Annotated in this window: 15 protein-coding genes; 12 read left to right on the top strand and 3 right to left on the bottom strand. The window is 45.1% G+C overall.

Features of this window, described 5'->3' with window-relative positions; all coding sequences use genetic code 11:
• Positions 1–59: 59 nt before the first annotated feature.
• The gene (gene thrS, locus ABRS97_RS16845; protein WP_367815784.1) at positions 60–1,973 is read right to left on the bottom strand and encodes a threonine--tRNA ligase; all 1,914 of its coding nucleotides are present in this window, start codon (positions 1,971–1,973) and stop codon (positions 60–62) included.
• 599 nt (positions 1,974–2,572) lie between these two features.
• On the opposite strand from thrS, the gene ABRS97_RS16840 reads away from it, so the two are divergent.
• The 3 genes from ABRS97_RS16840 to ABRS97_RS16830 are packed head-to-tail and all read left to right on the top strand — an operon-like array spanning position 2,573 to position 6,763.
• Positions 2,573–4,384: a cache domain-containing sensor histidine kinase gene (locus tag ABRS97_RS16840; protein WP_367815782.1), complete on the top strand. Its 1,812-nt coding sequence runs from the start codon at positions 2,573–2,575 to the stop codon at positions 4,382–4,384.
• Positions 4,377–5,117 carry a response regulator transcription factor gene (locus ABRS97_RS16835; RefSeq protein ID WP_367815781.1) on the top strand — a complete coding sequence of 247 codons (741 nt, stop codon included), beginning with the start codon at positions 4,377–4,379 and terminating at the stop codon, positions 5,115–5,117. Before ABRS97_RS16840 ends, ABRS97_RS16835 begins: the two co-directional genes overlap by 8 nt.
• An 8-nt stretch (positions 5,118–5,125) precedes the next feature.
• On the top strand, positions 5,126–6,763 hold the full coding sequence (locus ABRS97_RS16830; RefSeq protein WP_367815779.1) for an extracellular solute-binding protein: 1,638 nt from the start codon (positions 5,126–5,128) through the stop codon (positions 6,761–6,763).
• 13 nt (positions 6,764–6,776) lie between these two features.
• On the opposite strand, the gene ABRS97_RS16825 is transcribed toward ABRS97_RS16830, so the two are convergent.
• Positions 6,777–7,628: a helix-turn-helix domain-containing protein gene (locus ABRS97_RS16825; RefSeq protein WP_367815778.1), complete on the bottom strand. Its 852-nt coding sequence runs from the start codon at positions 7,626–7,628 to the stop codon at positions 6,777–6,779.
• Positions 7,629–7,748: 120 nt separating this feature from the next.
• Between ABRS97_RS16825 and ABRS97_RS16820 the strand changes: the two genes are divergently transcribed.
• The 6 genes from ABRS97_RS16820 to ABRS97_RS16795 all read left to right on the top strand — a co-directional run bounded on the left by ABRS97_RS16820 (position 7,749) and on the right by ABRS97_RS16795 (position 19,132).
• Entirely contained in the window at positions 7,749–8,600 is an 852-nt protein-coding gene (locus tag ABRS97_RS16820; protein ID WP_367815776.1) for a sugar phosphate isomerase/epimerase family protein, read from the top strand.
• Positions 8,601–9,114: 514 nt separating this feature from the next.
• The gene (locus ABRS97_RS16815; protein WP_367815774.1) at positions 9,115–12,153 is read left to right on the top strand and encodes an RHS repeat domain-containing protein; all 3,039 of its coding nucleotides are present in this window, start codon (positions 9,115–9,117) and stop codon (positions 12,151–12,153) included.
• A gap of 35 nt (positions 12,154–12,188) precedes the next feature.
• Complete coding sequence (locus ABRS97_RS16810; RefSeq protein ID WP_367815772.1) at positions 12,189–17,567, top strand: RHS repeat-associated core domain-containing protein; 5,379 nt, start codon at positions 12,189–12,191, stop codon at positions 17,565–17,567.
• A 22-nt stretch (positions 17,568–17,589) separates the two neighbouring features.
• The gene (locus tag ABRS97_RS16805) at positions 17,590–17,859 is read left to right on the top strand and encodes a hypothetical protein (RefSeq protein WP_367815770.1); all 270 of its coding nucleotides are present in this window, start codon (positions 17,590–17,592) and stop codon (positions 17,857–17,859) included.
• A 323-nt stretch (positions 17,860–18,182) separates the two neighbouring features.
• Positions 18,183–18,770, top strand: coding sequence for a hypothetical protein (locus ABRS97_RS16800; RefSeq protein ID WP_367815768.1), 588 nt, complete (start codon positions 18,183–18,185; stop codon positions 18,768–18,770).
• 8 nt (positions 18,771–18,778) lie between these two features.
• The gene (locus tag ABRS97_RS16795; RefSeq protein ID WP_367815766.1) at positions 18,779–19,132 is read left to right on the top strand and encodes a hypothetical protein; all 354 of its coding nucleotides are present in this window, start codon (positions 18,779–18,781) and stop codon (positions 19,130–19,132) included.
• A gap of 686 nt (positions 19,133–19,818) precedes the next feature.
• Here ABRS97_RS16795 and ABRS97_RS16790 read toward each other — a convergent pair.
• Positions 19,819–21,045: a serine hydrolase domain-containing protein gene (locus tag ABRS97_RS16790; RefSeq protein ID WP_367815764.1), complete on the bottom strand. Its 1,227-nt coding sequence runs from the start codon at positions 21,043–21,045 to the stop codon at positions 19,819–19,821.
• A gap of 298 nt (positions 21,046–21,343) precedes the next feature.
• Between ABRS97_RS16790 and ABRS97_RS16785 the strand changes: the two genes are divergently transcribed.
• From ABRS97_RS16785 to ABRS97_RS16775, 3 genes are all read left to right on the top strand, one after another.
• The gene (locus ABRS97_RS16785; RefSeq protein WP_367815762.1) at positions 21,344–22,009 is read left to right on the top strand and encodes a TVP38/TMEM64 family protein; all 666 of its coding nucleotides are present in this window, start codon (positions 21,344–21,346) and stop codon (positions 22,007–22,009) included.
• A 229-nt stretch (positions 22,010–22,238) separates the two neighbouring features.
• Complete coding sequence (locus ABRS97_RS16780; protein WP_367815761.1) at positions 22,239–22,679, top strand: MarR family winged helix-turn-helix transcriptional regulator; 441 nt, start codon at positions 22,239–22,241, stop codon at positions 22,677–22,679.
• Positions 22,676–23,335: an HlyD family secretion protein gene (locus ABRS97_RS16775; protein WP_367815759.1), complete on the top strand. Its 660-nt coding sequence runs from the start codon at positions 22,676–22,678 to the stop codon at positions 23,333–23,335. The genes ABRS97_RS16780 and ABRS97_RS16775 overlap by 4 nt, the downstream gene beginning before the upstream one ends.
• Positions 23,336–23,339: the final 4 nt, after the last annotated feature.

The raw sequence follows: 23,339 nt of genomic DNA, 5'->3' as shown, positions 1-23,339 counted from the left end.
TCCCTAGGCTTAGTTTAGTAAGAACCTGAGGCTTAGCCGAGCCTAGCCTCGGGTTACCCTTATTTCCGGGCGCGCACCTCTTCATTTATTTGAGCTACTATTTCCTCTAAGCCCTTGACGCCAAGGTCGCCTTCGCCTCTTTTCCGAACTGAAGCCTTGCCGGAAGTTCGCTCGTTTTCGCCAACGATGAGCATGTACGGCACTTTTTCCAGCTGGGCTTCGCGGATTTTGTAGCCGAGCTTTTCACTGCGCCCGTCTACCTGTGCGCGAATGCCCTCGCTTTCCAGCTTCTTCTTCACGTCGTAAGCATAATCCGAATAATGATCGGAAACCGGCAGTATTTTCGCCTGAACGGGCGCGAGCCAGAGCGGAAATGCACCGGCAAAATGTTCGGTGATGATGCCGATGAATCGGTCGATGGAGCCATACACCGCGCGGTGGATCACGACGGGGCGATGCTTTTGCCCATCCTCGCCAATGTAGGTAAGATCGAATTTCTCCGGCATTTGGAAATCGAGCTGGATCGTGCCGCACTGCCAGCTCCGCTTCAGCGCATCTAGAATATGGAAATCGATTTTTGGCCCGTAAAACGCTCCGTCGCCTTCGTTGATTCGGTACGCGATGCCGCGCTTATCCAGCACCTGCTGCAACGATTTCTCCGCTTGATCCCATAGTACCTCTGAACCCATATAATCATCGGGTCTAGTGGAAAGTTCGATCCTGTAATCAAAGCCGAATACCTGATAGATGTCGTCGATCAGCGCCATGACACGGCTGATTTCTTCCTCAATCTGATCCGGCCGCACAAACAGGTGGGCATCATCCTGGCAGAACGTGCGGACGCGCATCATGCCGTTCAGGGCGCCGGAAAATTCATGGCGATGTACTTGGCCGTATTCGGCGATGCGGATAGGCAGCTCCCGATAGGAATGCAGGCTGTTTTTGAAAATGAGCATGTGTCCCGGGCAGTTCATGGGCTTCAGCGCGAACTTCGTATCGTCCACATCGGTGAAGTACATGTTGTCTTTGTAATGGTCATAATGCCCGGACTGCTCCCACATTTGGTTGTTCATCATGAGCGGTGTCCGTACTTCCTCATATTCCCGCTGTCTTTGCAGCCCGCGCTCGAAATCTTCAAGCTGATTCCGAATAATCATTCCTTTCGGCAGGTAGAAAGGCATGCCTGGCGCTTCTTCAGAGAACATGAACAGCTCCAGTTCCTTGCCAAGCTTGCGGTGATCGCGCTTCTTGGCTTCTTCCAGAACATGAAGATGCTCTGCGAGCTGATCATTTTTCGGGAAAGAAGTACCGTAGATGCGCTGCAGCATCTTGTTTTTGGCATCTCCGCGCCAGTAAGCACCAGCAACGCTTAACAGTTTGAACGCTTTGATTCCGCCTGTGGATGGCAGATGCGGACCACGGCACAGGTCGACGAATTCTCCTTGCTCATAGAAGCTGATAACGGCATCCTCGGGCAGGTCGCGAATGAGCTCCAGCTTAAGCGGCTCACCCAGTTTCTCGAAAGTTGCTATTGCTTCTGACCGGCTGACGACTCGCCTGACGATAGGCAGATTCTCTTGCGCGATGGCCGCCATTTCTTTCTCGATGGCACCCAGATCCTCCGCCGAAAGAGGATTTGCAATATCAATGTCATAGTAGAATCCGTCTTCGATAACGGGCCCGATCCCAAGCTTCACAGCTTTATCGCCATATATACGCTTGATGGCTTGAGCCAATACATGGGCAGTACTGTGACGATAGATGTCCAGACCGTTTTTGCCGTCAAGCGTTACAATTTCAACGTGGCTGTCCTGCTCAATCGCTTGGCTTAGATCAACGAGTTTGCCGTTCAATTTGCCAGCCACAGCGTTTTTTCTCAAAGAGATGCTGATGGATTCCGCGACTTGTGCGACGGTCGTGTTCGGTAAGTACCTCCGTATTGTTCCATCAGGCAATGTTACATTGATCTCCATGTTTAAGTCCTCCATTTCTCATTTTTTTAAAATGTGTATGAACGCAAAAAAAACGCCGCTCTCCCGGAAAGGGACGAGTGCGTTCAGCTCGTGGTTCCACCCTAATTCGACCTGCAGCATGACAGGCTTTGGCTAATGGCCAAAGTACGCAGTTGCAAGGTCCTTCTTAGTATCCGATAACGGGGATGAGACGGTGCCGTTTACTGCCGCCGGGTAAGGCCTGCGGGTTCAACGCCACAGCTGCAAAGGGGTAACTTCGATCCGGTTTCTGGAGAAGCTCGCAGCGAATGCCTCTCTCTCTGTACAGTCCGTGAAGGAAATCATGTCTTTGGTCATAGCCAGATATGTGTTGCTTGATTCAAAACTATAAATGAACGGATACGGAAAAGTCAAGGGAGTTTTTGGCGAAATAGAGAATTTTACAAATAGTTAGCAAGTCGCATGTGAAATATAACGGAAACATGCTAAAATTAGTGTTGTTTTAAGTTAATAATTAGCATCATGAATTGATTAATTTAACATGTTACCGATTGAATGAAAGCGGATTCAATCGGTATTTCTCTAGATGCTGTTTTCGCATCAAGCTGTAGGAGGTCACTTTGAACGTACGATCATTTATTTTGCGTTGGAACAACCTGCGGCTCCGGAATAAGCTGCTGTTTCTGTATGTTGTCGCTGTCTTTTTCCCCGTTATCATCACGAATGTCACGTTTTACGCGATTACAGCGGACAATGTGAAGTCTCAAAAAACTTCAGATCTCCAGCATGCTTTGGAAACGAACAAAGACAATTTCCGAAAGGTCATCGACGGCATCATTGGCATTTCCTCGGTGCTGTACACGGACAGTGTGCTCAGCGATGCGCTGGATAAGCGGTATTCGAGCACGAATGACATGCTGATTGCCTATAACGACATCTTGAACAGCTCGGTCAGCCAATTTGTGCCGATTAACAAGCAGTTCTATAACGCTTACCTGTATACGGATAACGAGACGCTTATCTCCTCCGGCGTCCTGCGTTTTATCGACAGGCAGACGGAGCAGGAGGAGTGGTACCGGCGCCTCCAGATGAGCCCGACCCTTGGCGAGCTGCATCTGTATACGAACAAAGCCGGTAGCGCCGGAAATTCGGGGATGATGGCTGCGAACAAGTCGGGTCAACCCTATTTGAGCGTTATTCGAAAGCTGGATTTTTTCAGGAAAAGCGAAACGTATACGAAGCTTCTGAAGATTGATATTCTTCCGCAGTTCATACAGGAAACATTGGAGGACAGCGCCTTTCAAGGCAAGGTTTTCTTAATCGATGAGGAAGGTACCGTTGTGTACGGTTCGGATCAAAGCCATGTGCCGCTTAGCGAACAAGTGGATGACAGTCAGAGTCTGGTGCTGAGCAGCCATTTTGATAACGTGAATTATTTAAAAGGCTGGCAGATGGTCGGCATCTATCCGAAGAGCCAGCTGTTCGGTGTGATGACAAAATCATGGCGTTTTTTCGTGTATCTCACCTGCGCGAATCTGCTCGTGCCGAGCCTCATTATTATGATTCTGTCCCGCTCGCTCAATGCCCGGATTGTTCTCTTGTGGAAGCAGATGAAGCTGGTGAAAAAGCAGCATTTTAATCCGCTTCAAGTTGAGCAGGCAAATGATGAAATCGGCCAGTTGACCGAAGAGTTCAACCGGATGACGATTCAGATCAGCGAGCTGATCCGGGATGTTTATGTGGCTGAGCTGGATCGCAGGCAGGCGCAGCTGAATGCGCTGCAAAGCCAGATTAATCCGCACTTTCTTTTCAATACGCTGGAAACCATAAGGATGAACAGCCTGGTGAAAAATGAGCCTGAAACCGCAGCTGTCATCAAAAGGCTTGCCCGCAGCTTTCGCCGTTCGCTGACGTGGGGCAATGACTGGATTCCGATCCGCGAGGAAATGGAATTCATCCTCGATTTTCTGGAAATTCAGAAGTTCCGCTTTGAACATAGGCTCTCGTATGAAATCGAAGTTGATGAGGAAGTTCTTGGTGTGTATGTGCCGAAAATGAGTTTGCTGCCAATTGTTGAAAACGCATGCATTCATGGGATTGAAGGCTTGGAGAAAGCAGGCGCCATCCTCATTAAGGGGTATGTCTCGGATGCTAACATCCTGTTCGAAGTGCACGACAATGGGGTCGGCATGAGCGAGGAGAAATTGGAGGCGCTTCTCGATTCGCTCAGGAGCGACGAACTGAACAGAGGCGACCATGTTGGGCTGCGAAATATACATAACCGGTTGAAGTTAAGCTTTGATCACGCTTTCGGCATCACATTTACATCGGAACCGGGTAAAGGAACGAGCGTTCAAGTGCGAATTCCAAAAGGTTCCCGAGAAGAGCAGACTGCGGCGTCAAAAACCGATGGGAGGCATGTGCATGTATAGAACATTGCTAGTTGAGGATGAGAGGAAGATGCGCGAGGGGTTGAAACGAATCATCCCTTGGAACGAGCACGGCTTTGACCTGTGCGGCGATGTGGAGAATGGGCGGGAGGCGCTGGCATTCATTGAGCAGGAGAAGCCCGATCTCGTTATTACCGATGTGCGCATGCCGGTTCTGAGTGGCTTGGAGCTGATGATGGAGGTATCCGGCCGCATTGATTGCCAATTTATATTCATATCGGGCTTTAGTGAATTCGAATATGTGAAAGTGGCGCTTCGCTACGGCGCGATCGACTATTTGCTGAAGCCGCTGGATGAAGACCAGTTGGTAGAAGCGCTAACGAGAGCGAAGCTGCGGTTGGATCGAGAAGCTTCCGTCACTCTGGCGCAGCCTGCGGCAAGCACGGTGAACGGATCCGTGGATGAGGTCATCGCTTATATCCGGGAGAAATACAGCGAGCACCTTACGATCAAAGAAATTGCCAGCCGACTATACATGCATCCGATTTACTTAGGCCAATTGTTTAAGAAAAAGACAGGCGTTTACTTCAATGATTTCGTCCACCAAACGCGGGTAGAGGAAGCGCAGAGGCTGCTCCAGGCCACAGCCAAAAAGGTGTTTGAAATCGCGCTGGAAGTGGGCTACAGCGACTGCGACTATTTCGTGCAGCAGTTCAAGAAGGCGACCGGCTCCACGCCGTCTCAATACCGGGCGAACGTAAGACGAATAGGCTGAGGCGATCAATGGTGAAACAACGCTTGGGTTTATCACTCGCTGCTATTTCATTATCCTTTATATTCCTGTTGACCGCTTGTGACGCTTCGTTACATTCGTCGTCGGTCAGTAAGAAGGAGCCCATCAACTTTACGTATTTTCTTAATTCGCCCGGTGATAATGTGCCGGATCATACGGAAATCGGTGATGTTATTGCGGAAAAAACGGGAATCAGGGTTCATTATGAACGCGTCGTCGGGGAGGTTGAGCAAAAGCTCGGCGTCATGATTGCTGGCGGGAATTATCCGGATCTCATTTTTGGCGGCGACAAAATGTTCCTGCTCATCGATGCGAAAGCCATGATTCCGCTGGAAGATCTTATTGAAAAGCACGCCCCTACGCTCAAAAAAATGTACGCTCCCTACTGGGAGCGCATAAAAGCGGCAGATGGGCATATCTATGCATTGCCTTTTGCTGTGCCGACTGGGGAATCGCCCAAATGGATCAATGCGGCATTCTGGGTACAGAAAAAGGTGCTGAAGGAAGCCGGATATCCGAAGATTACGACCTTTGACCAGTATGTGGATGTTCTGGAAGGGTACTACCGCCGCCATCCGAAGCAGCCGGATGGCAAGGAAACGATCCCTTTTGAAATACTGACGTACGATTCACGCAATTTTACACTGACCACAGCCATGCAGTTTTTGGCCGGGGGCCCGAACGATTCACGAGCTATGGTCAATCCGGATACAGGTAAGTTGAAGTTTTACCAGACGGAAGAGGACATTTCGAAGCGTTACTATGGGAAGCTGAACGAGATGTTCAACAAGGGGCTGATCGATAAGGAAGCCTTCGTGATGAATTATGACCAGTACTTGGATAAGCTGTCCAGCGGGCGCGTGCTCGGCATGTTCGATCACTCTTGGCAGTTCCAGGAATCGCAGCTGGTGCTGAAGCAGATGGGCAAATTTGAAGACATGTATGCGCCGCTGCAGTTAACCTTCGATGAAGGCATGCCAGCGGAATATTTGGAACCGTCGACCATGAACTACGGCTTCGGTTTCGGTATCTCGATTAATTGCAAAGACCCGGTTCGGGCCATCGAATTGGCCGATTTTATGGCAAGGGATGAGACGCAGTTGCTGCGCTATTGGGGCATCAAAGACAAGGATTACAAGATCAATGAGCAAGGACGATTCTATCGGACCGAAGCGCAGAGGGCCTTCTTCGGAGAAAAAGAAAATCGGATTCGCTCGAACGGCGATATTATGTACTATTGGCCGGGCTATACGGGTACGCTTCCGGATGGGAACAGCTATGATCCGCAATATCAGCCGGAAGAGAAGGAAGCCGGGTATTCGCAGTCGGATAAGGAGCTGCTGAAGGCTTACGGAGCGCGTACTTATGAAGATTTGTTCAGCCCTCCGAACCTACGGCGCAAATATTTCCCGGCTTGGAGCATCGAACTGTCGGATCAAGCGAAGGTATTTGATCATAAATTAAATGATCTTAATAAAAAATACCCGCCGCAGATGGTGGTCGCCGCCTCGAAGGACGATTTCAACTTGATCTGGGACGAGTATGTGGGTGCGGTTCACAATCTGGATGTAGCGGGTTGGATGGACGAATTGGCCGCAAAAATCAGAGAGCGCCAGATGAAGTGGTGAGGCGCAGGCTGGCCTACGCCCTTCTTTGCAGCGCTTGGTACTGCCGGGGCGGAAGGCCGACGGCTTTCTTGAAGGTACGGATGAAATTGGAGTAATCGTTAAACCCGGCTTGCTGGCACGCATCCGTTACTGTGCAGCCCTCGCGCAGCAGCAGCTTCGCTTTGGCGATCCGCTTGAACAGAATGTGCTCGTGGATCGTACTGCCTGTGTGCTTTTTGAACAAGCGGCATAGGTAGGAACGGTTCATGAAAACAACGTGCTCCAACACTTCCAGCGACAGGTCTTGATCCAAATTTTCGTCAATGTAAGTAAGAAGCGAAGATAGTTTGTCTGGAATCATGGATAGTTCCTCTTGCTTGCCCTGGCTTTGGAAGACACGGTTGATGAAGACGAGCAGCTCCGTGAAGGCGGAAACGTACAGCACTTCAGCACCGGCCCTAGCTTGGGGACGGCTATGGACATCCATGCGCTCATAGAGCTTCATGATGTCGTCGATTTGCTGCGGCGAAAGTCGCATCCGGTTTTGCTCGCCGCGCACACGGTTGTCGAAGCAATCGAGCAGATTGAACTGCGGGGAGCTGAATGCTTCCATCAATTTCGGGTTAAAATGAATGACAATATTTTCGTATCGCTGCTGTTTAGACTGGAAATTCGGCCTGTGCAGCTCATTGCTGTGCATGATCAAGAGATCGCCATATTGCAGCGGATAAACTTGTTTTTCTATGAAATAATGAACATCGCCTGTTAGGAAAAAATAAATTTCATATAAATCATGATGCTGATGAAAATCTAGAGGACCGGGATCGTTGGTCACGGCGTGCCTGAAATTAATGGCTTCGTGTAAATTCTGGTAGAGTTCCTGCATAAGTGGATTACTCCTCGTTGTCGAGTCAATATAAGCAAACTTTTGCCCAATTCATGCAATGAATATGTGTTTATTATACGGCAAAATAAAGAGGAGATAAACGACGAAGGAGGATCCACTTTGAAACTATCTGTATTCACAGTATCCACACCAGACTTGACACCTGAAGGTTTGGCAAAGGCAGCGCAAGCCGCTGGAATCGACGGTATTGAATGGCGTTATAAAGAAATTCCTGCAGACGCAGCCAATGAGAAGCCATCCTTCTGGAGGAACAACCTGTGTTCCATAGATCCGTCGGCATCGGATGAAGAGCTTGAACGTTTCAAACGTGTGGCGATGGACCACAATTTAGTGAACCTGAGCGTGACGCCTTACTTGACTTCTGGCGATGTTGCGGGCACGGAACGCGTCATGCAGGTTGCGAAGAAAGTAGGCGCAGGCTTCATTCGTGTGGGCGTTCCTACTTACGATGCAAGCAGAAATTACAATGATTTGTATGTGGAAGCGATCAACTACCTTCACCAGGTGCAGGAACTGTCGCAGCAATACGGCATCAAAGGGCTCGTGGAAATCCATCACCAAACCATTGCACCAAGCGCAAGCTTAGCCCATCGGTTAGTGTCCGGCTTGAACCCGGAATATGTTGGCGTTCTGCATGATGCAGGCAACATGGTGCACGAAGGTTTCGAGAATTTCCGCATGGGACTTGAGCTGCTTGGACCGCATTTGGCACATGTTCATGTGAAGAATGCGAAATGGGTGAAGGCAGATGAGCGCCAGGACGGCGTTGCGCTATGGACGAACGACTGGGCGCCGCTGGATGAAGGCATCGTGAACTGGAAGCAACTGCTCGGCACCTTGAAAACAGTTGGCTACGACGGCTACCTCGGCATCGAGGATTTCAGCGGTCAATTCGCTTCGGAAGAAATGCTTCAGAATTTCTCGGCGAAAGTGAAGAATTGGTTAGGGTAGGCGTTCGATCATGAGTTAGATGGAAAATCTACAGCTAATTTGTCCCTAACTGCCCAAAATGTACATTTACATGGAAAAGCTCCAGTTAACCCAGCAGCTCCCGGAGATTTCTGAAGGAATTAGCGAAATTAGCCGGAGGAATTCCAGTTACTTCGAATCGAGTGGGTGTAATATCTCGTTTAGATGTAGTTTTTCCAGTTCATTGAGCTGGTAATTGGAAGAATGAAGTCCCTTCTAAGATAGGGGCTGTTAATAGAGTAGGACTTTCTCTTAGGATCTGAGCAGATCTGAGAGAAGGTCCTTTTTTCTTACATAATTAATCATTTCTTTAATGTATTCGACTTCATACAACAAAAACACGCAAGGTAAATATTGAGAATAGATACTATAATTTATTGGATGATCTATATATAACTTTAATTATAAAAATTGGAGGTATCTATCATGAAACTGAAATTCTAGGTAGGATTTACAAGTTTAGATTTGAAAACAAACATGGGAGTGAGTAATTGGAATGAACTTAGAAAGTTTACGAAAAGTGAGCAGAAAGATACTTATTCAAGGTCTTGTATTCATTTTCACATTAGTTATTTCTATACCAACCGCTTCAGCAGAAAATGAAATTACCAATGACGGATCCTCTTCTGAGTCAGCGATTGCACTTGAGGGTGCATCTGTTAATTTTGTTATGCCGAGTTCTGGGGTTATTTGGTATAAGTTGAATAATTCTAAACTTGCTGAGTACTATTTGTCATTTTCAGGAATTACAAGCACCGCTGTGTACACTGAGACGAACAGTACTGTTCCTGTGGTATCTTCAAATAAAAGTTTAATTCATCTTTTTCCGAGCCCAACAGGCAATTACTATTTCAAAATTAGTGGGAATTCTGGTTCGCAAGCCAAGATTTATTGGCGTGGAGGCGGGTTCCAGGATAATTCCGGAAAAATTAATAAATGGTTGTCCAACTATAGCACTTGGTTAAGTACATATACTCGAGATGAGCTTCCAAACATAACGAACTCAGCTGGCGTTACGGCTGCACATTTCCATACTGAGCTGGGACGCGGTGGATATTTTCCACCATATGCAGGTACCTCTGAAAGTCAGTTTCTCGCATTGCGCGGCTATTTAAAAGCTTACGAGGCAACTGGACAAAGTGAGTGGCTGAATAAGGCTTTATTGCTAGCTTCTCCACTGGAATCCATCTTCTATAAAGGAATGACGCTTCCGAGCGATGTCGAAAACGATAATTTTATCTGGATTCCATATTGGTTAGTTAACGCGAAAGAACAGGCAGTGCCTAGTGAGCAATTCCATCTAAACGAAGTTGTTTCTTTCTCTAATGGAGTCGGAATCATTAACAAAAATATTAACAGAATTTGGTCGGTGAGATCGACGGATAGCAAACTTTCTTGGGAAAGCCCGGATGCATCCGTAATTGGAACTAAATATTCAGTGTCCAATAAGGATATTAATGATACTCGGGCGATCATTACATTGGATGAACCAGTCACAGGCAACTTGATTGTTGTGTATTCGGATTTAACTGGCCCTCAAATTGATCACAATGAACCGATGGATGCTTACCCTGTATGGAGAAAAGTCAAGCCGGGCGAAGCCGGGGCTGCCATTGATTCTTTATATTGGGCCTACGATTGTTTTGATTTGCTTTATAAACATACGAATAATGCCAAGTGGCTTAAGGCCAAAGAAGCGACTGGCAAAATGATTGAGAAAACTCACAAAGTGGAGATTAGCAACGATTATTTAAGGGTTGATACGAGCTCAACCAATGCTACGAGTTTGGGAGGAACCTACATTTATGATCCTAGGCCAAACAAAACTACAGCAAATAGAAATGGACTCGGACAGATCGTTATGAATGTTCCTCCGAATACGGATTACCAATTTGTCGAAATCGGGAATGGGAATATTGGTGAAACATGGACGCCAGATAAACATGTCGAGGTAAAGGTAGGGTCTAACGTACCTTCCACAGTACGAGCTGTGATCAATCCTGTTCCTGACAGCCAGAAAGGAAGATGGGAAGCAACCTTGAAGCTGAATGGCTCAGGAATACAGACATTCGATGTACAGCAAAGTCAATTTGTTAATGCAAATGAAGTCAAATGGGGGCCGCAATATCGTCCAGATAGCCAAGAGGGGTACGTAATAAAAGGTCCTTCAAGCAATGTGCAAGTTGGAAATATAGAAGACGAAGGAATCACTGTTAAACATATCACTTTTACAAAGTATGATTATGCCCAGTATTTTTTGACATTTAAGGAAGGTATGCCATCTTCTATCTTGCCTATTAAATATCGAGGGAAAGGAATCTCCTTACTCGTAGTTGATGGTAACGGTATCTATTGGACTGCGCCTCTTCCGGATACAACCAGTTTCCAACTAGTCGAGATGAATTGGAGTAACTTAAAACTTAATGATTATCAGACTCAAAGTGTTTCAGCGAATACTGTCCCAGATAGGGAGCATCCTGTAACAAACTATGGGTTTGTTGCAACTCAATTTAATAGCGAACTGGATATTTCTTACTTAGGCAAATTAAAAACAATTCCTACAGGGGAAATGATGGATGTATTTACTATAGCGGATAATGAACAACAGTCTCATCAACTTACAATAGACCGCGTTCGCCCGTTACCTGTGCGACAACTTCCGTATACACCCTATGTAGCCCCATTCTCCATATCTTATCAAAATGGCGTTATCAACGACTGGAGAGGAATGCCATATTCCGGTTATCAGGCTCCGTATATATGGAATCTGCTAGGTAAGCCCGAGGGAACTAAAACCGTTATGCATTTTATGGAGGATGCTTCTCGTGCCTACGAAAAGCAAACAGGTGTTAAGGGCCCTTTCGCACCTGTATATCTATGGGAAAGATATGATTCTGTAGATTTCGGAGAACACGATACATTTACTTGGAACGGACCTGATCCAAATACCAATTGGGGAGGTTTTCAGTATCGCGCGTTAGAATCTGTTTCCCGAACATGGTATTCAGAACCAACAAATAGGACCGCTAGAAGATTAACAACTGATTTTTTAAAAATGATTGACCACTATTGGCCGGATGCGTCGATGCCCGTTCTGTCTAATTTCCCAGAATCGGGTGTCCCTTCAGGCAATTACGATGAACCTCATATGGCAGCATTAATTCTCCGTTCGGCAGTTTATGCTCGAATGGCTGGGGCAGATCCAGTCCTGACAAATCGTTTGATTGAACGTTGTATGGATTACTTGAACCGTACATTTGTTGATCCTGATCACTCGACGTCTTTGGTCGCAGGGACATGGGGGGATCCATATAATAACAATTCTTGGTACACCTATTGGGGTGGAGAAATTGTCTATAGTCTCTCATTATTGAAGTTGTATATGGATGGAAAGCTGACGTATAATCCTGATTTTAATATTGAATATGATTATGATAAAAATGGTCGATTAGAATCAGTATCTCTACCATCTGGACAAAAAATTGATTATGAATACGATGCGAATGGTAATACAGTCAAGAGAAAATCTACATAATTCCAAAATAAATAACTAAACGAAGGAGAAGAAGTGTGAAAAAAATACTAAACTTGCTATTATTAATTGCCTTATCGTTACAAATTGTTATGCCGACGACAGCACTAGCGGAAAGTACTGTGTCCATGAAGCAAGATAAATCTGTAGAATCTCAAGGGAATATTCTGACCATAGAATGGCTCAGCCAAACATTTAATTTGGCCGAAAGCATCCTGCTAAATGAATTAAACAAGGGTTATTCCCTAACCGATTTATACAATGCCTTAAAAATGAATTCGAAAGAAGAATTAGACACGTTACTGATCCAAATTAATCCAGAAGTCGCAAAAAGCTTGCAACAGAGAAACTATTCTGCGGATCGATTTACAGAAAAAAAGACCGAAGAAACGTTAACAGTGCCTGACAATATGAGAAGTGTTACTACAAATGTTTATGGCCAAAGCAAGCTTGTAGAAAATACAGGTGTGACGAAGATTGTTTCTGATAAATTTGACTACAATCAGATCCTTCATTCGAATGTAACCAGTAGTGTGTATGGGAGTGTATATGGAAAATTAAGAGGGATGCAATCGTTGTCCGCAACGCCAACTAACGATTTTCCAACTACGTATGATGATTTTGCGGTTAAACGGCTAAATACGAAAGTAAACGAGGCCCCCTATTCGGTCGGAGGACATGAGAATGTATCATTAACCAGTGGGTCTCTATCTCTAGAAAATGTAGATATGGCACTCCCTGGTAGAAACGGGCTTTCCTTTTCCTTGAATCGCCGCTACAACAGTTCCGATGCCATCTATTATGATAAAGATGTATTTAATGATCTTGTTTATAAGGTCGAATATTACCCCAAACTAGCAGCCAGACTTTATTTTAAGTACTATGGAGAACGGGTAACACAGGGTGGAGGCGCATCGGATTTTTACTTTCAACCCTATTATTATGATTGGATGTATGCTTCCTTTGTACAATATTATGGGGAATATGGTTATTGGGGGTACCCAACAAGATACTCACCGATTCAAGATTTTAATAATGAAAATCGTCATATTCTTGAAAGCGCATGGCCTAAAGTAAATCCTGACGATCCGAATAGTGCTCCAATTTTTATTAACGAAGATATTGTCTTCAGGGGAGTTCCTTTCATTGCCAAAGCATTTACTACTGGGGAAGTTTTAGAGTTTCCGGGTAGCAGAAAACCGATTTGTCTAGAGACGGATTACTACGGTAACTGCTCTAGATATTGGAGTGCATATGCGAACAAAGTTAAAAGCAAGGAAGTTCAGGAAAACAGATTCCCGATAGGAAAAGGCTGGAGCTGGGATATTCCCTTTATTGAAACTAAAGATAACAATAAAAGATATATCACTCTTTTTGGCGGCGCAACGTATGAACTGGATGGGCTGAATTTAAAAGGGTATCCGTGGAAAGATCTTACGCTCGTGTATGATTCTACAGTTTCGGTGAACAATACCTCTTCTTATTATGCGCTTCAATCCTTAAATGGACAAAAGCAATATTTCTCTTATGACGGCAGATTGCTGCAGATATCAGATGCATATAACAACACGATACAATTCGAATATGCGAATGTTTCTCCATACGGTGTGGTATTAACCAAGGTGAAGGACGCTATTCAAAACGAAATTAACATTGCATATACGACCACAGATGTGACGCTTACACAAGGCAGCCGCACTGTCAAATACACCAAAATTAAAGATCCAATGGGCAATAAAGAATTGTTAAGTCAAGTAACAGATCCCGCTGGCCGAGACACCTCTTACGTTTACGACATAGCGAGCGCGCCATTTGATATAGTTGGCTACGGGCGCATGTTGGACAACTATTCAGCACTTTTGAAACAAGTGTATCACCCTACAAAAGCTCGCACAGAGTACACCTATTCCGCTTTCACGCGCAATCTTGGGTTAAGTGCGAAAGAAAATGTATACCGGGTGAGCTCAAGGGAAGATATTGTTACGTACACAGGGGGATCTGTTCAGAAAAGTAACCATGTGGATTACAGCTATGCGGGTGACGGCGGAGAGAATAAAAAGTCATCTTTCGACTTTACAACCACAGTCGACGATAGGTTAAAACAAACAACCTATACGTACAACAAACAATATATCGACGAAAACACACCAGATGTCATTTACAATACAGAAATCTCACAACAAGCTGGCACAGACAAACGAGTGACGAAGCAAACCTTTGATACCAATAGAAAACTGCCCGTGCCTATTGAAGTCACAACAACGTTCTCAACGGGGACGGCGACTTCACAACCGGTTACAATGAAGCGAACGTATGACGATTATCAAAATGTATTGACAGAGACCAATCCGTTAAACATCACGACAACGCATGGTTATGACCCTGCCACACATTTACAATTAACCTCCATTCAGGCCGTTGACGCTGGTAAAAGCAGTTACACGGAGTTGGTACGAAACACACAAGGCAGTGTTACTCAATTTACAGTTAAGGAAAACTCAACTGCAGGCGCTTTAAAACAGCAAGTAAATTATGGCTATGATCAATATGGAAATGCAACCGCCATTACAATTAAGGATACGAATCGGAACATTATCATCTCACAAGAGTACAGTCCGCTGTATGGGGGGAGTTTTGTAACCAAACAGTCCACCAATGTAACCAATGTAGATGGCGTCTTCACAACCCTAACCAAACAAGCGGAGTATAACAAACAAACGGCAGCAATCACTAGGCTTATCGATGGGAAAGGTAGAGGGATCCTCTATGAGTATGATGCACTCGGTCGTGTAACGAAGGAAACGCTGCCTGATCTACATGCCACAACGATCGCTTATGACGACTTGAATAATAAAGTGACGACTACGGATGTAACAGGACTTCAAACGATACAAGAGTTTAATGCACTTGGTCAGAAGGTCAAGGAAACCACAGGCTTGAATTTTGCAACCTATGGTTATGATGCGTATGGACGGCAGACATGGAGTGAGAATGCGCTAGGTCGTCGAACAGACAACCTCTACGATGCGTGGAACCGGATCACCCAAGTCTCGTCCCCAGAGCAGTCAGTAAATAGGATTGCTTATGATGATATCAATCGCACAAAGGTTACAACCGATGCAGAATCTAACCAAATTCGAGAAACGTATGATCTTGTTGGACAACTTATGAAAAAAGAGCAGTTAAAACCGACAGGGGACATTTTACTCGGCAGCTTTACATACGATTATGTCAGTCATCCACTTACTGTGACGGATGGAAATAATAATCTAACAACGAATCAATTTGACGTCCTTGGGCGTTTAATTGCGGTAACGGATCCGCTAAACAAGACTACGCGTTACACGTATAGTTTAGGTGGGAACTTAATAGAAACGCAGTACGCTGACACTAGTAAATTACAGAGGCAGTATGATGAAGCCGGTAAGATGATAAAAAGGACGGATCCTTCCGGACTCGTTGACAAATATTACTACGATAGCAATGGGAATGTAAGTAAACAGGTCGATCGCAAAGGCCAGGCAATTACCTTTGAATACGACCCCCAACGAGACTTTTTGTTAAGAAGTATTTCTGTTAATGAAACCATTGCTTATACCTATGATGTCGCGGGTAAACGGCTAAGCTTGAAAGACAATACGGGAACTACATCGTATGAGTATGAAGCCTCCACAGGGTTGTTAAACAAAATCACTTACCCGGATAGCCGTACTATGCAGTATCAATATGATATCTTGGGGAACTTAAGCAATTCGACAGATCCATTTTCCTTTACAACCGTATACGGATACGATAAGCTCAACCGTTTGAGTGGTGTCGGCGTGGCTCAGAATAACTGGGATGCAAGCTACACGTATAAAAAAAATGGCCTTATGGATACAATTACATCGAAGAACGGGGTAACGAGTGAGTATCATTATGATGGGTTCAACCTTTCCAATTTAACACAAAAGAAAAGTAACGGTATCAGCTTAAACGTATTTAATTATGGCTATGACAATAACAGCAATCAAACGAGCAAAACGGAAAACGGCGCTGCTTATTCATTTACTTATGACAAGCTCAACCGCATAAGAACGTCAAGCCAGTTCGATGAGAATTACACGTATGATCAACGAGATAATCGCGAGACGCTGCTACGCAATATAACCAACATGAATAACGCAAGTGCTAATTATGAGTATGACGATCGGAATCGCCTGACGAAAGTAACCATGGATGGTGGAAATGTTGTCTCGTATAGATACAACGGAGATGGATTGCTGTACGAACGAACCGAGAATGGACAAACCATACGTTACTATTACAATGGCGCTAATATGGTTGCCGAGGGCGTGGTTTTAGCGAATGGCACAGCTGCTTTAAAAGCGCGGTACATTCGGGGTAACGGGCTGGTCGCTCGTGTGGAAGCAAACGGCAACAAAGTGTATTATCAGCATAATGGACATGGAGATGTAGTTGGAATAACGGATGCTTCTGGAAATACGCTGAATACCTACAGTTATGATTTGTGGGGGAATCCAGTTACTTCGCAGGAGACAGTGGCCCAGCCATTCCGTTACAGTGGGGAGTATTACGATAATACGACTGGACTTCAGTATTTACGAGCTAGATGGTATGATCCGAGTGTAGGTCGGTTTATTAATGAAGATACGTATGAGGGGCAGATTGATAATCCGCTGAGTTTGAATCTTTATACGTATGTGAGTAATAATCCCTTAACTCATGTTGACCCTAGTGGTCATATGATGAGGGGGGATATTGTAGCAACTAACATTGACAATGCTCGTAGTTACGGAAGTAACTCGGACGTGTATTGGCAAGTAAGGTCACGTCTTGGTTCGGAAGCACTAGGTGCTATACCAGGAGCAAAAAGCAATGATAATAATCAGTTTAAGTATTTGTTTAACCTAGCTACTGGCAGTGATAGTGGAAATGCAGCTTGGGCAAAAGCACAATTAGTTAGTACTCTTGGTCGTGTCTATGATGATAATATGACATTTATGAATGGACAAGTTGCATTTATGTTCCCTATTGAAGCTGCACCAGCTGGAGGAGCAGGTACAAAATCAATTAGTACACCTTATGGAGCGGCAGTACAAGCATCTTCAAAGGAAGCAGCAGTAGTTAGGCAATCCATTAATGACGGTGGTGATTTATATAGGGCAGGTACTTTTGGACGCTCTAACACAAATGATGCACAATTCTGGGCACCTGAAAGTCCGCTTAATCCAGGGTATGCTGAACGTTATGGGGTGGACTTTAATCAAGTGGACTATGTAATTAGTGGTACTATTAATCACAATTCACCTTTTATCACTCGTCCTGCTCCTGGACTAGGTAACAATGCTGGAGGAAGCATTGAAGTAGTTACGCCAGCTAATTCAGTAATGTTAAAATGGTTTCATATGCCATAATGTTTGGAGGTTAGAGAGAATAATGAAATGGGAGTTTAATGATATTCAAAATATGAAAGAATTTTCAGGTTTTGTTTCTAGTGAATTATCTAAAATTGGTGAACAAAGACTGGCAGAGGAATTAAGTTTTTTTACCACTAATACTTTTACAACATCAACAGAGTACTTAGGAGAATTACGGATTTTGTTTAATGAGGTACTTGTTGAGAAGAAAGCATATTTCTCGGATGAATTAAATAGTAGTATTGCTCTAGCAATAAAAGCTATTAATAAGGCATTTGGTCAAGGCTAAAAATTATTTACCACCTTGCGACTAACCATCGTAGGGTGGTTTCTTTTTGTCTGCCGCTGTATATCTGAATATGTGAAGCAGATTGCCAAGATTCCGTAACGCATAAAAACAAAAGTAGTCGCGTCACCTTCTATAATAAGCAGAAGGAATGTATTGATCGTAAAGAGTCAAAAGAAATCGTCCAAGCTGTAGGGAGATGAAGGAATATTCATTTAAAAGACGGGCTATAGACCTGTTGACCAAAGAATTTTTCGAACTTACCAAGGGCAGATTGATAATCCGCTGACTAGAAATGATCCTAAGGGCATTCATACGATTGGTCTTTGAACCTGATTTCTAAGGGTTATAAAAGAGGTTCATACAATGCAGCTAATGCATCATTATTGATTTTCGGAGCTAATGGTCTTGCTGCTGCAATACCTTCTTGGCCTGAGTATGGTGATGAGACTTCATTTAGACAATTATTTACTCCGTTTCATGAGATAGCCCAGATACAAGCAACTAAAGCGATATACGAAAAATACGGTGAATTCCCTACTCTAGAAAAGAGTTTACCTAAGCCAAAGGGAGAAGGAAAAGGAAACTATAGAGCAGATATTGTTTTGGGAAAACAAGTTTGGGAAGTGAAGCCATCTAATGGAGAAGATCCAAAACCCCAGTTGGAGCTGTATAAAAAAGCAGGTAATTTAACAGAGGGGGAACAGCTTTCATCAATTAATGGTGTGCCTGTATTTGATAATGTAAAAATGAATGTTACATTTCCGGCCCCAGGTGAAGTTAACTATTCTCTATATTACACGAATGATGATGGTACAATAAGAGAGTTGGAAACCGTAGGTGCTGCAGCCATTATTGCGAGGGCATTAGTTAAAATGAGCCCCTGGGGGAAAAAATTATCTCCGGGGAATTAAGGAAAGGGATGGAGGCAATGCTTTTCAATAATATAAATGAGGTGTATCACACACCAAACTTTGAACTTGAAAAATCTTCCGAGATTAAACTTAGTGTGGAATTAGATCAAGATTTAACTGGTTACGACAAAAGGAATTTTCCAAAATTTGTAAATAAATGGTCTTACCCAAACAAAGGCAAATATATCAAACCTTTCAGTTTGATAAGATTCAATGTATTGGAGAAAGGGTTTGAAGCAGAAATTAGGATGATTAAAAAGGATGCCGAAATTGATGAATTAAAATTATTTTGCAAAGATATGTTAGATATCTTTCATTCTGAAAAGATCATTGTAATTGATTGGAGAATGGAAAAAATCTAAATGACTGCGTAGTATTCTACACCGCCTTGCGACTAACCATCGTAAGGTGGTCTTCTTTTTGTCTGCCGCTGTATCGCTGACAACACGAAATAACCGCTCAGAGAGTATGGTGGCGGCAAGCTCAATAGACCCCAGGAAAGGAACGTTTCAGGCTAGCCGCCTTCCTGACTTCAAAGCCACCCCAAAACGGTACATACTCCAAAAAGGGGTATAACCAAATAAGGACAAGAACGCCTGATTTATGGCTCACTAAAAGTAACAAAGCTGCTAACACGTACATGGACGAAGTTGCCAAAGAAAGCAATTTTACAGGACATCGCAAGGGATACACCATCCTGCCGCATAAAATCCATCGATGCTACGGGCTTGATCTGTATGAGTAGCTGATTCTCGTTGATATTATAGCGTATATGAGCGACCAGAGTCAGTGCTATCCCACCATTGAGATGATTGTCAGAAATATCAGTTGCAGTTCCTAGTCCGTAGAGCGTCATATCGGGCAACTGGCTGAGAAGAAGTTGTTTTTATTAGCCAAAATAAGAACAACACATACGATCTACCGAACTATCTTCACTACCATCCGTATTTGCTTATGTCTGAAAAGAACCTATTATACAAGTTCAGAAAAGCAGACTCTTATTCTACTTTCCTGAACCGCTCCAATGAATCAGAAGCAAGTGAACGCCTCAGTCATTGATCGCTTGGTAGATCGATGTCCAAAAATCCATGGCAATTTTGCTGTTTTTAGGTAGTTGCGCGCCTCGAAGCTGAATCATGAGCGTTGCCACCAGCCCTTCTTTTGGATCTGCGATCCAGGTTGACCCCAGGGCCCCCGGCCAGAAAAAGGAGCCAACACTGGGGCCGATGCCAATTTGCTTGGTCCTTACCGAGACGCCATAACCATATCCTTTGTTGGTCCACATGAGGGACCCATCATAATCGGATTCATCGAAAAAGGGTTGTGCATGCTGCTCGGCTGTGAGAAAATCGGTCGTCATCGCCTCTACGCTCTTGCGCGAGAGTATACGTACACCATCCAGCTCGCCCATTCCCAGTAACATCTGTCCAAAACGCTGATAATCATCAACTGTGGAAACCAAGCCTGCCCCTCCGGATGGAAAAAGCGGATCTTCAGCCCAGCCCGTGGTCTGCGGATGATCCAGAATGACAAGGGCATCTTCTGTAGCAGGCGCATACGCCACAGCCAGCCTGTTTCGTTTTTCTAATGGTACTGTCAGGCTTGTATCCACCATCCCTAGAGGCCTGAAAATGCGCTCTTGGAAAAACGCCTCCAGCGAATTACCCGTAATCCGAGCAATCAAGATACCTAAAACTTCATGGGCGATATGGTAGAGAAAATGAGTGCCAGGCTCGTATACCAGAGGCAGCTCACCCAGACGGCTCAACCAGGCATCGGAATCGAGATCCTCGTGTTCAATTCCCATCGGCTTCGCGAGTGGCGCGGGCAGCAAGTTGAATAAGGGAAATAGAAGTTGATGGTCTCCCCAGCCAATGCCCAGACGAGAGGTAAGCAAATCGTGCAGCGTGATCGAACGGGATGCAGGATAGACATCGTCGAGCGGGCCATTAGGATCCCGCAGCACCATCCGATTGGCAAGCTCTGGGAGCCAGGCGTCAATGGGATCAAACAAACGAATCTTGCCCTCTTCGACCAATATCAAGGCAGCGACGGCAGTTACCGGTTTCGTCATGGACATGATACGAAATAGCGTATCTCGCCTCATGGGGCTCTGTATCTCTTTGTCCTGCCAGCCTATGGCATCGGCATAAGCTTCCTCGCCATGTCGATGAATGAGGGTGACTGCTCCCGCGATTTCACCACGATTGACATACCCTTCCAAAACTGTACTTATACGCCCTAGGCGTAATCCTGAAAATCCTGTTTTCTTCATAACAATTCCCCACTTTCATATTCTGAGATTATGAGCTTTCAGAGAGCCCTTTGAACATTCAACAGGTGTCTCTGATCTATATTTCCACATTAATCCATAACTCGTGTTTACGTAAGAAGGCACTTTAAAGTGGTCTACCCACCCTAAGGTGCCCAAATCCGTTTTGTATGACTGAGCTGCAGATAGCTTTCGCTAACGTGTCCACAAAGAAGGTAATTGCAGCGAATCTTTTTACCTGTCCCAAATATTGGTATAATGACCTTTGTGCATTCATCAAAGTATTTAAAGGAGGCGGGCCATGGCGCGCTCCAAATCGCTTTGGCTGCTGTTACTGTGGTTTCTGGCGGCTGTGTCCTGTTTGCTTGTGCTTAAATTTACAGGCGTTTGGTCACGATTGGATATGAACCTGATTGGTCATTGGCTGCGGGATCTGGGTCTGGTTGGCGGTCTGCTCTATATCCTTGCTTACACGCTGCGCCCGCTGGTGCTGTTCCCGGCGACGCCGCTTACGCTGTTCGGAGGTTTTGTATTCGGCGCTTTCTGGGGAACGATATACGACATCATTGGGGCAGGCGCGGGTGCGCTGCTGTCCTTTTACATAACGCGAAGATGGGGCAGGAATGGCTTCCAGCGGATACTGCGCAGTAAGAAGCTGCTCACTTTTGACCAAAAGGCTGAAGAAAACGGATTTATGGTCGTTTTGTACATGCGGCTGATGCCGTTCTTTCCGTTCGACGGCGTGAGCTACGGGGCGGGGTTGTCCAAAATCAGGTTCTGGGATTACACGTGGGCCACGCTGATTGGCATTATCCCGGGGGCGGTCGTGTACAATGTGTTCGGCGCTTCGCTGAAGGATATCGGTTCTTCAAATTTCTACTGGGCAGTTGCGCTTTACATCGTTTTTGCGTTTATTCCTTTTGCGGTAAGAAGGGGACAGAAGAGTAAAGCGCATGACCGGCAATAACCTCCCATCATCGAGTATGAAACAGTCGAAAGCATAAGCTTTCGGCTTTTTTCGTTCACGATATGTTCACAAAAAAGGCTATTTCCAGAAAATTCAAAGCGTGTTATGATAGGTGACGTCGATTGTTTCGCATACGAAACATTCGCAGGCGAAATAGTTTTTGTCGATGTTGGAAGGTATGGCTACGAAGCCTTTTGCGCCAAATGCATATGACTAAGGAGGAAGTGGTTTGGAAGTAAAAGATCTGTTCTCCGATTTAAACCGACTGCATAAATTGCGGGTTTCGCTCATGTACCGCGGATTGCAGCGGGAAGAGCTCACGGGACCGCAGTTGTTTATTTTACGGGAGTTGTTCTTGAAAGAGCCTCGCAATCTCAGTGATTTAGCTCAGGCTGTGCAGCTAAGCAATAGCACGGTTTCCGGCATTGTGGATCGTTTGGAGCGGGATGGGCTAGTAGAACGCACGCGGGATGAGCAGGATCGCAGGGTTGTGTGGATCGGCACGACGAATTTTTGTCAGCAGATGAAAAAGACGAAGCTGGAAGGATTGAATCAGGAGCTTTATGGGGGATTAGAGGATGCTTTCACCTCCGAACAGATCGTTGCTTGCCAAGAAGTTGTGGGGAAACTCATTGAGCATTTAGAGAAAAAGCTGGAGGGAATGGAATGAATAGAAAACTGGTTCTTATTATTATTCTTGCCGTTTTGGTTATAAGCGGAGGCAGCATTGGCGGTTACTATTGGTATCAGGGAGCTAACTACGTATCCACGGACAATGCGCGCATCGCAGGCGATATTTACCGGGTTATGCCTCGGATCTCCGGGAAGATCAATACGCTGAACGTGAAAGTAGGCGACACAGTCATCGCCGATCAAATCGTAGGCCAGCAGGATATTACGAATTTATCGAACAGCTTGCTCGATCAAGCTTCGTTGCGTTCCCCGATTGGCGGCACGGTCATTCAGACAGCCGCAAAAGTGGGCGAAGTGGTTGCACCAGGCCAATCGGTTGCCATGATTGTGGATAAGAACGCCGTATACGTGTCGGCAGATATTGATGAAACGAAAATGAAAAAGGTTCACATTGGGCAGAAGGTTACACTGGGCTTTGACACATATAGCGGAACCGAATTCACAGGGAAAATTTTCGAGATCGGTCAGGCGACTGCCTCCACGTTCTCTTTGCTGCCAACAACAAGTTCCAGCGGGAACTTCACGAAAGTTACTCAACGCATGAATGTAAAAATTTCGATAGATGACCATCAGGGACTAGATCTGGCGCCGGGCATGAATGCCGAGATCAAAATCCATATCAAAGGGGAGTAAGGTG

It is taken from the genome of Paenibacillus tabacirhizosphaerae (genome assembly GCF_040812395.1).
Classification (GTDB): domain Bacteria; phylum Bacillota; class Bacilli; order Paenibacillales; family NBRC-103111; genus Paenibacillus_E.
The sequence above is the reverse complement of the archived record's forward strand: the minus strand, read 5'-3'. Positions and strand labels throughout refer to the sequence as shown.

What these genes read in the sequence shown, in the direction of transcription:
- thrS (WP_367815784.1), bottom strand. Translation starts at nt 1,973, where the DNA reads ATGGAGATCAATGTAACATTGCCTGATGGAACAATACGGAGGTACTTA.
- ABRS97_RS16835 (WP_367815781.1), top strand. Translation starts at nt 4,377, where the DNA reads ATGTATAGAACATTGCTAGTTGAGGATGAGAGGAAGATGCGCGAGGGG.
- ABRS97_RS16830 (WP_367815779.1), top strand. Translation starts at nt 5,126, where the DNA reads ATGGTGAAACAACGCTTGGGTTTATCACTCGCTGCTATTTCATTATCC.
- ABRS97_RS16825 (WP_367815778.1), bottom strand. Translation starts at nt 7,628, where the DNA reads ATGCAGGAACTCTACCAGAATTTACACGAAGCCATTAATTTCAGGCAC.
- ABRS97_RS16815 (WP_367815774.1), top strand. Translation starts at nt 9,115, where the DNA reads ATGAACTTAGAAAGTTTACGAAAAGTGAGCAGAAAGATACTTATTCAA.
- ABRS97_RS16805 (WP_367815770.1), top strand. Translation starts at nt 17,590, where the DNA reads ATGAAATGGGAGTTTAATGATATTCAAAATATGAAAGAATTTTCAGGT.
- ABRS97_RS16795 (WP_367815766.1), top strand. Translation starts at nt 18,779, where the DNA reads ATGGAGGCAATGCTTTTCAATAATATAAATGAGGTGTATCACACACCA.
- ABRS97_RS16790 (WP_367815764.1), bottom strand. Translation starts at nt 21,045, where the DNA reads ATGAAGAAAACAGGATTTTCAGGATTACGCCTAGGGCGTATAAGTACA.
- ABRS97_RS16785 (WP_367815762.1), top strand. Translation starts at nt 21,344, where the DNA reads ATGGCGCGCTCCAAATCGCTTTGGCTGCTGTTACTGTGGTTTCTGGCG.
- ABRS97_RS16775 (WP_367815759.1), top strand. Translation starts at nt 22,676, where the DNA reads ATGAATAGAAAACTGGTTCTTATTATTATTCTTGCCGTTTTGGTTATA.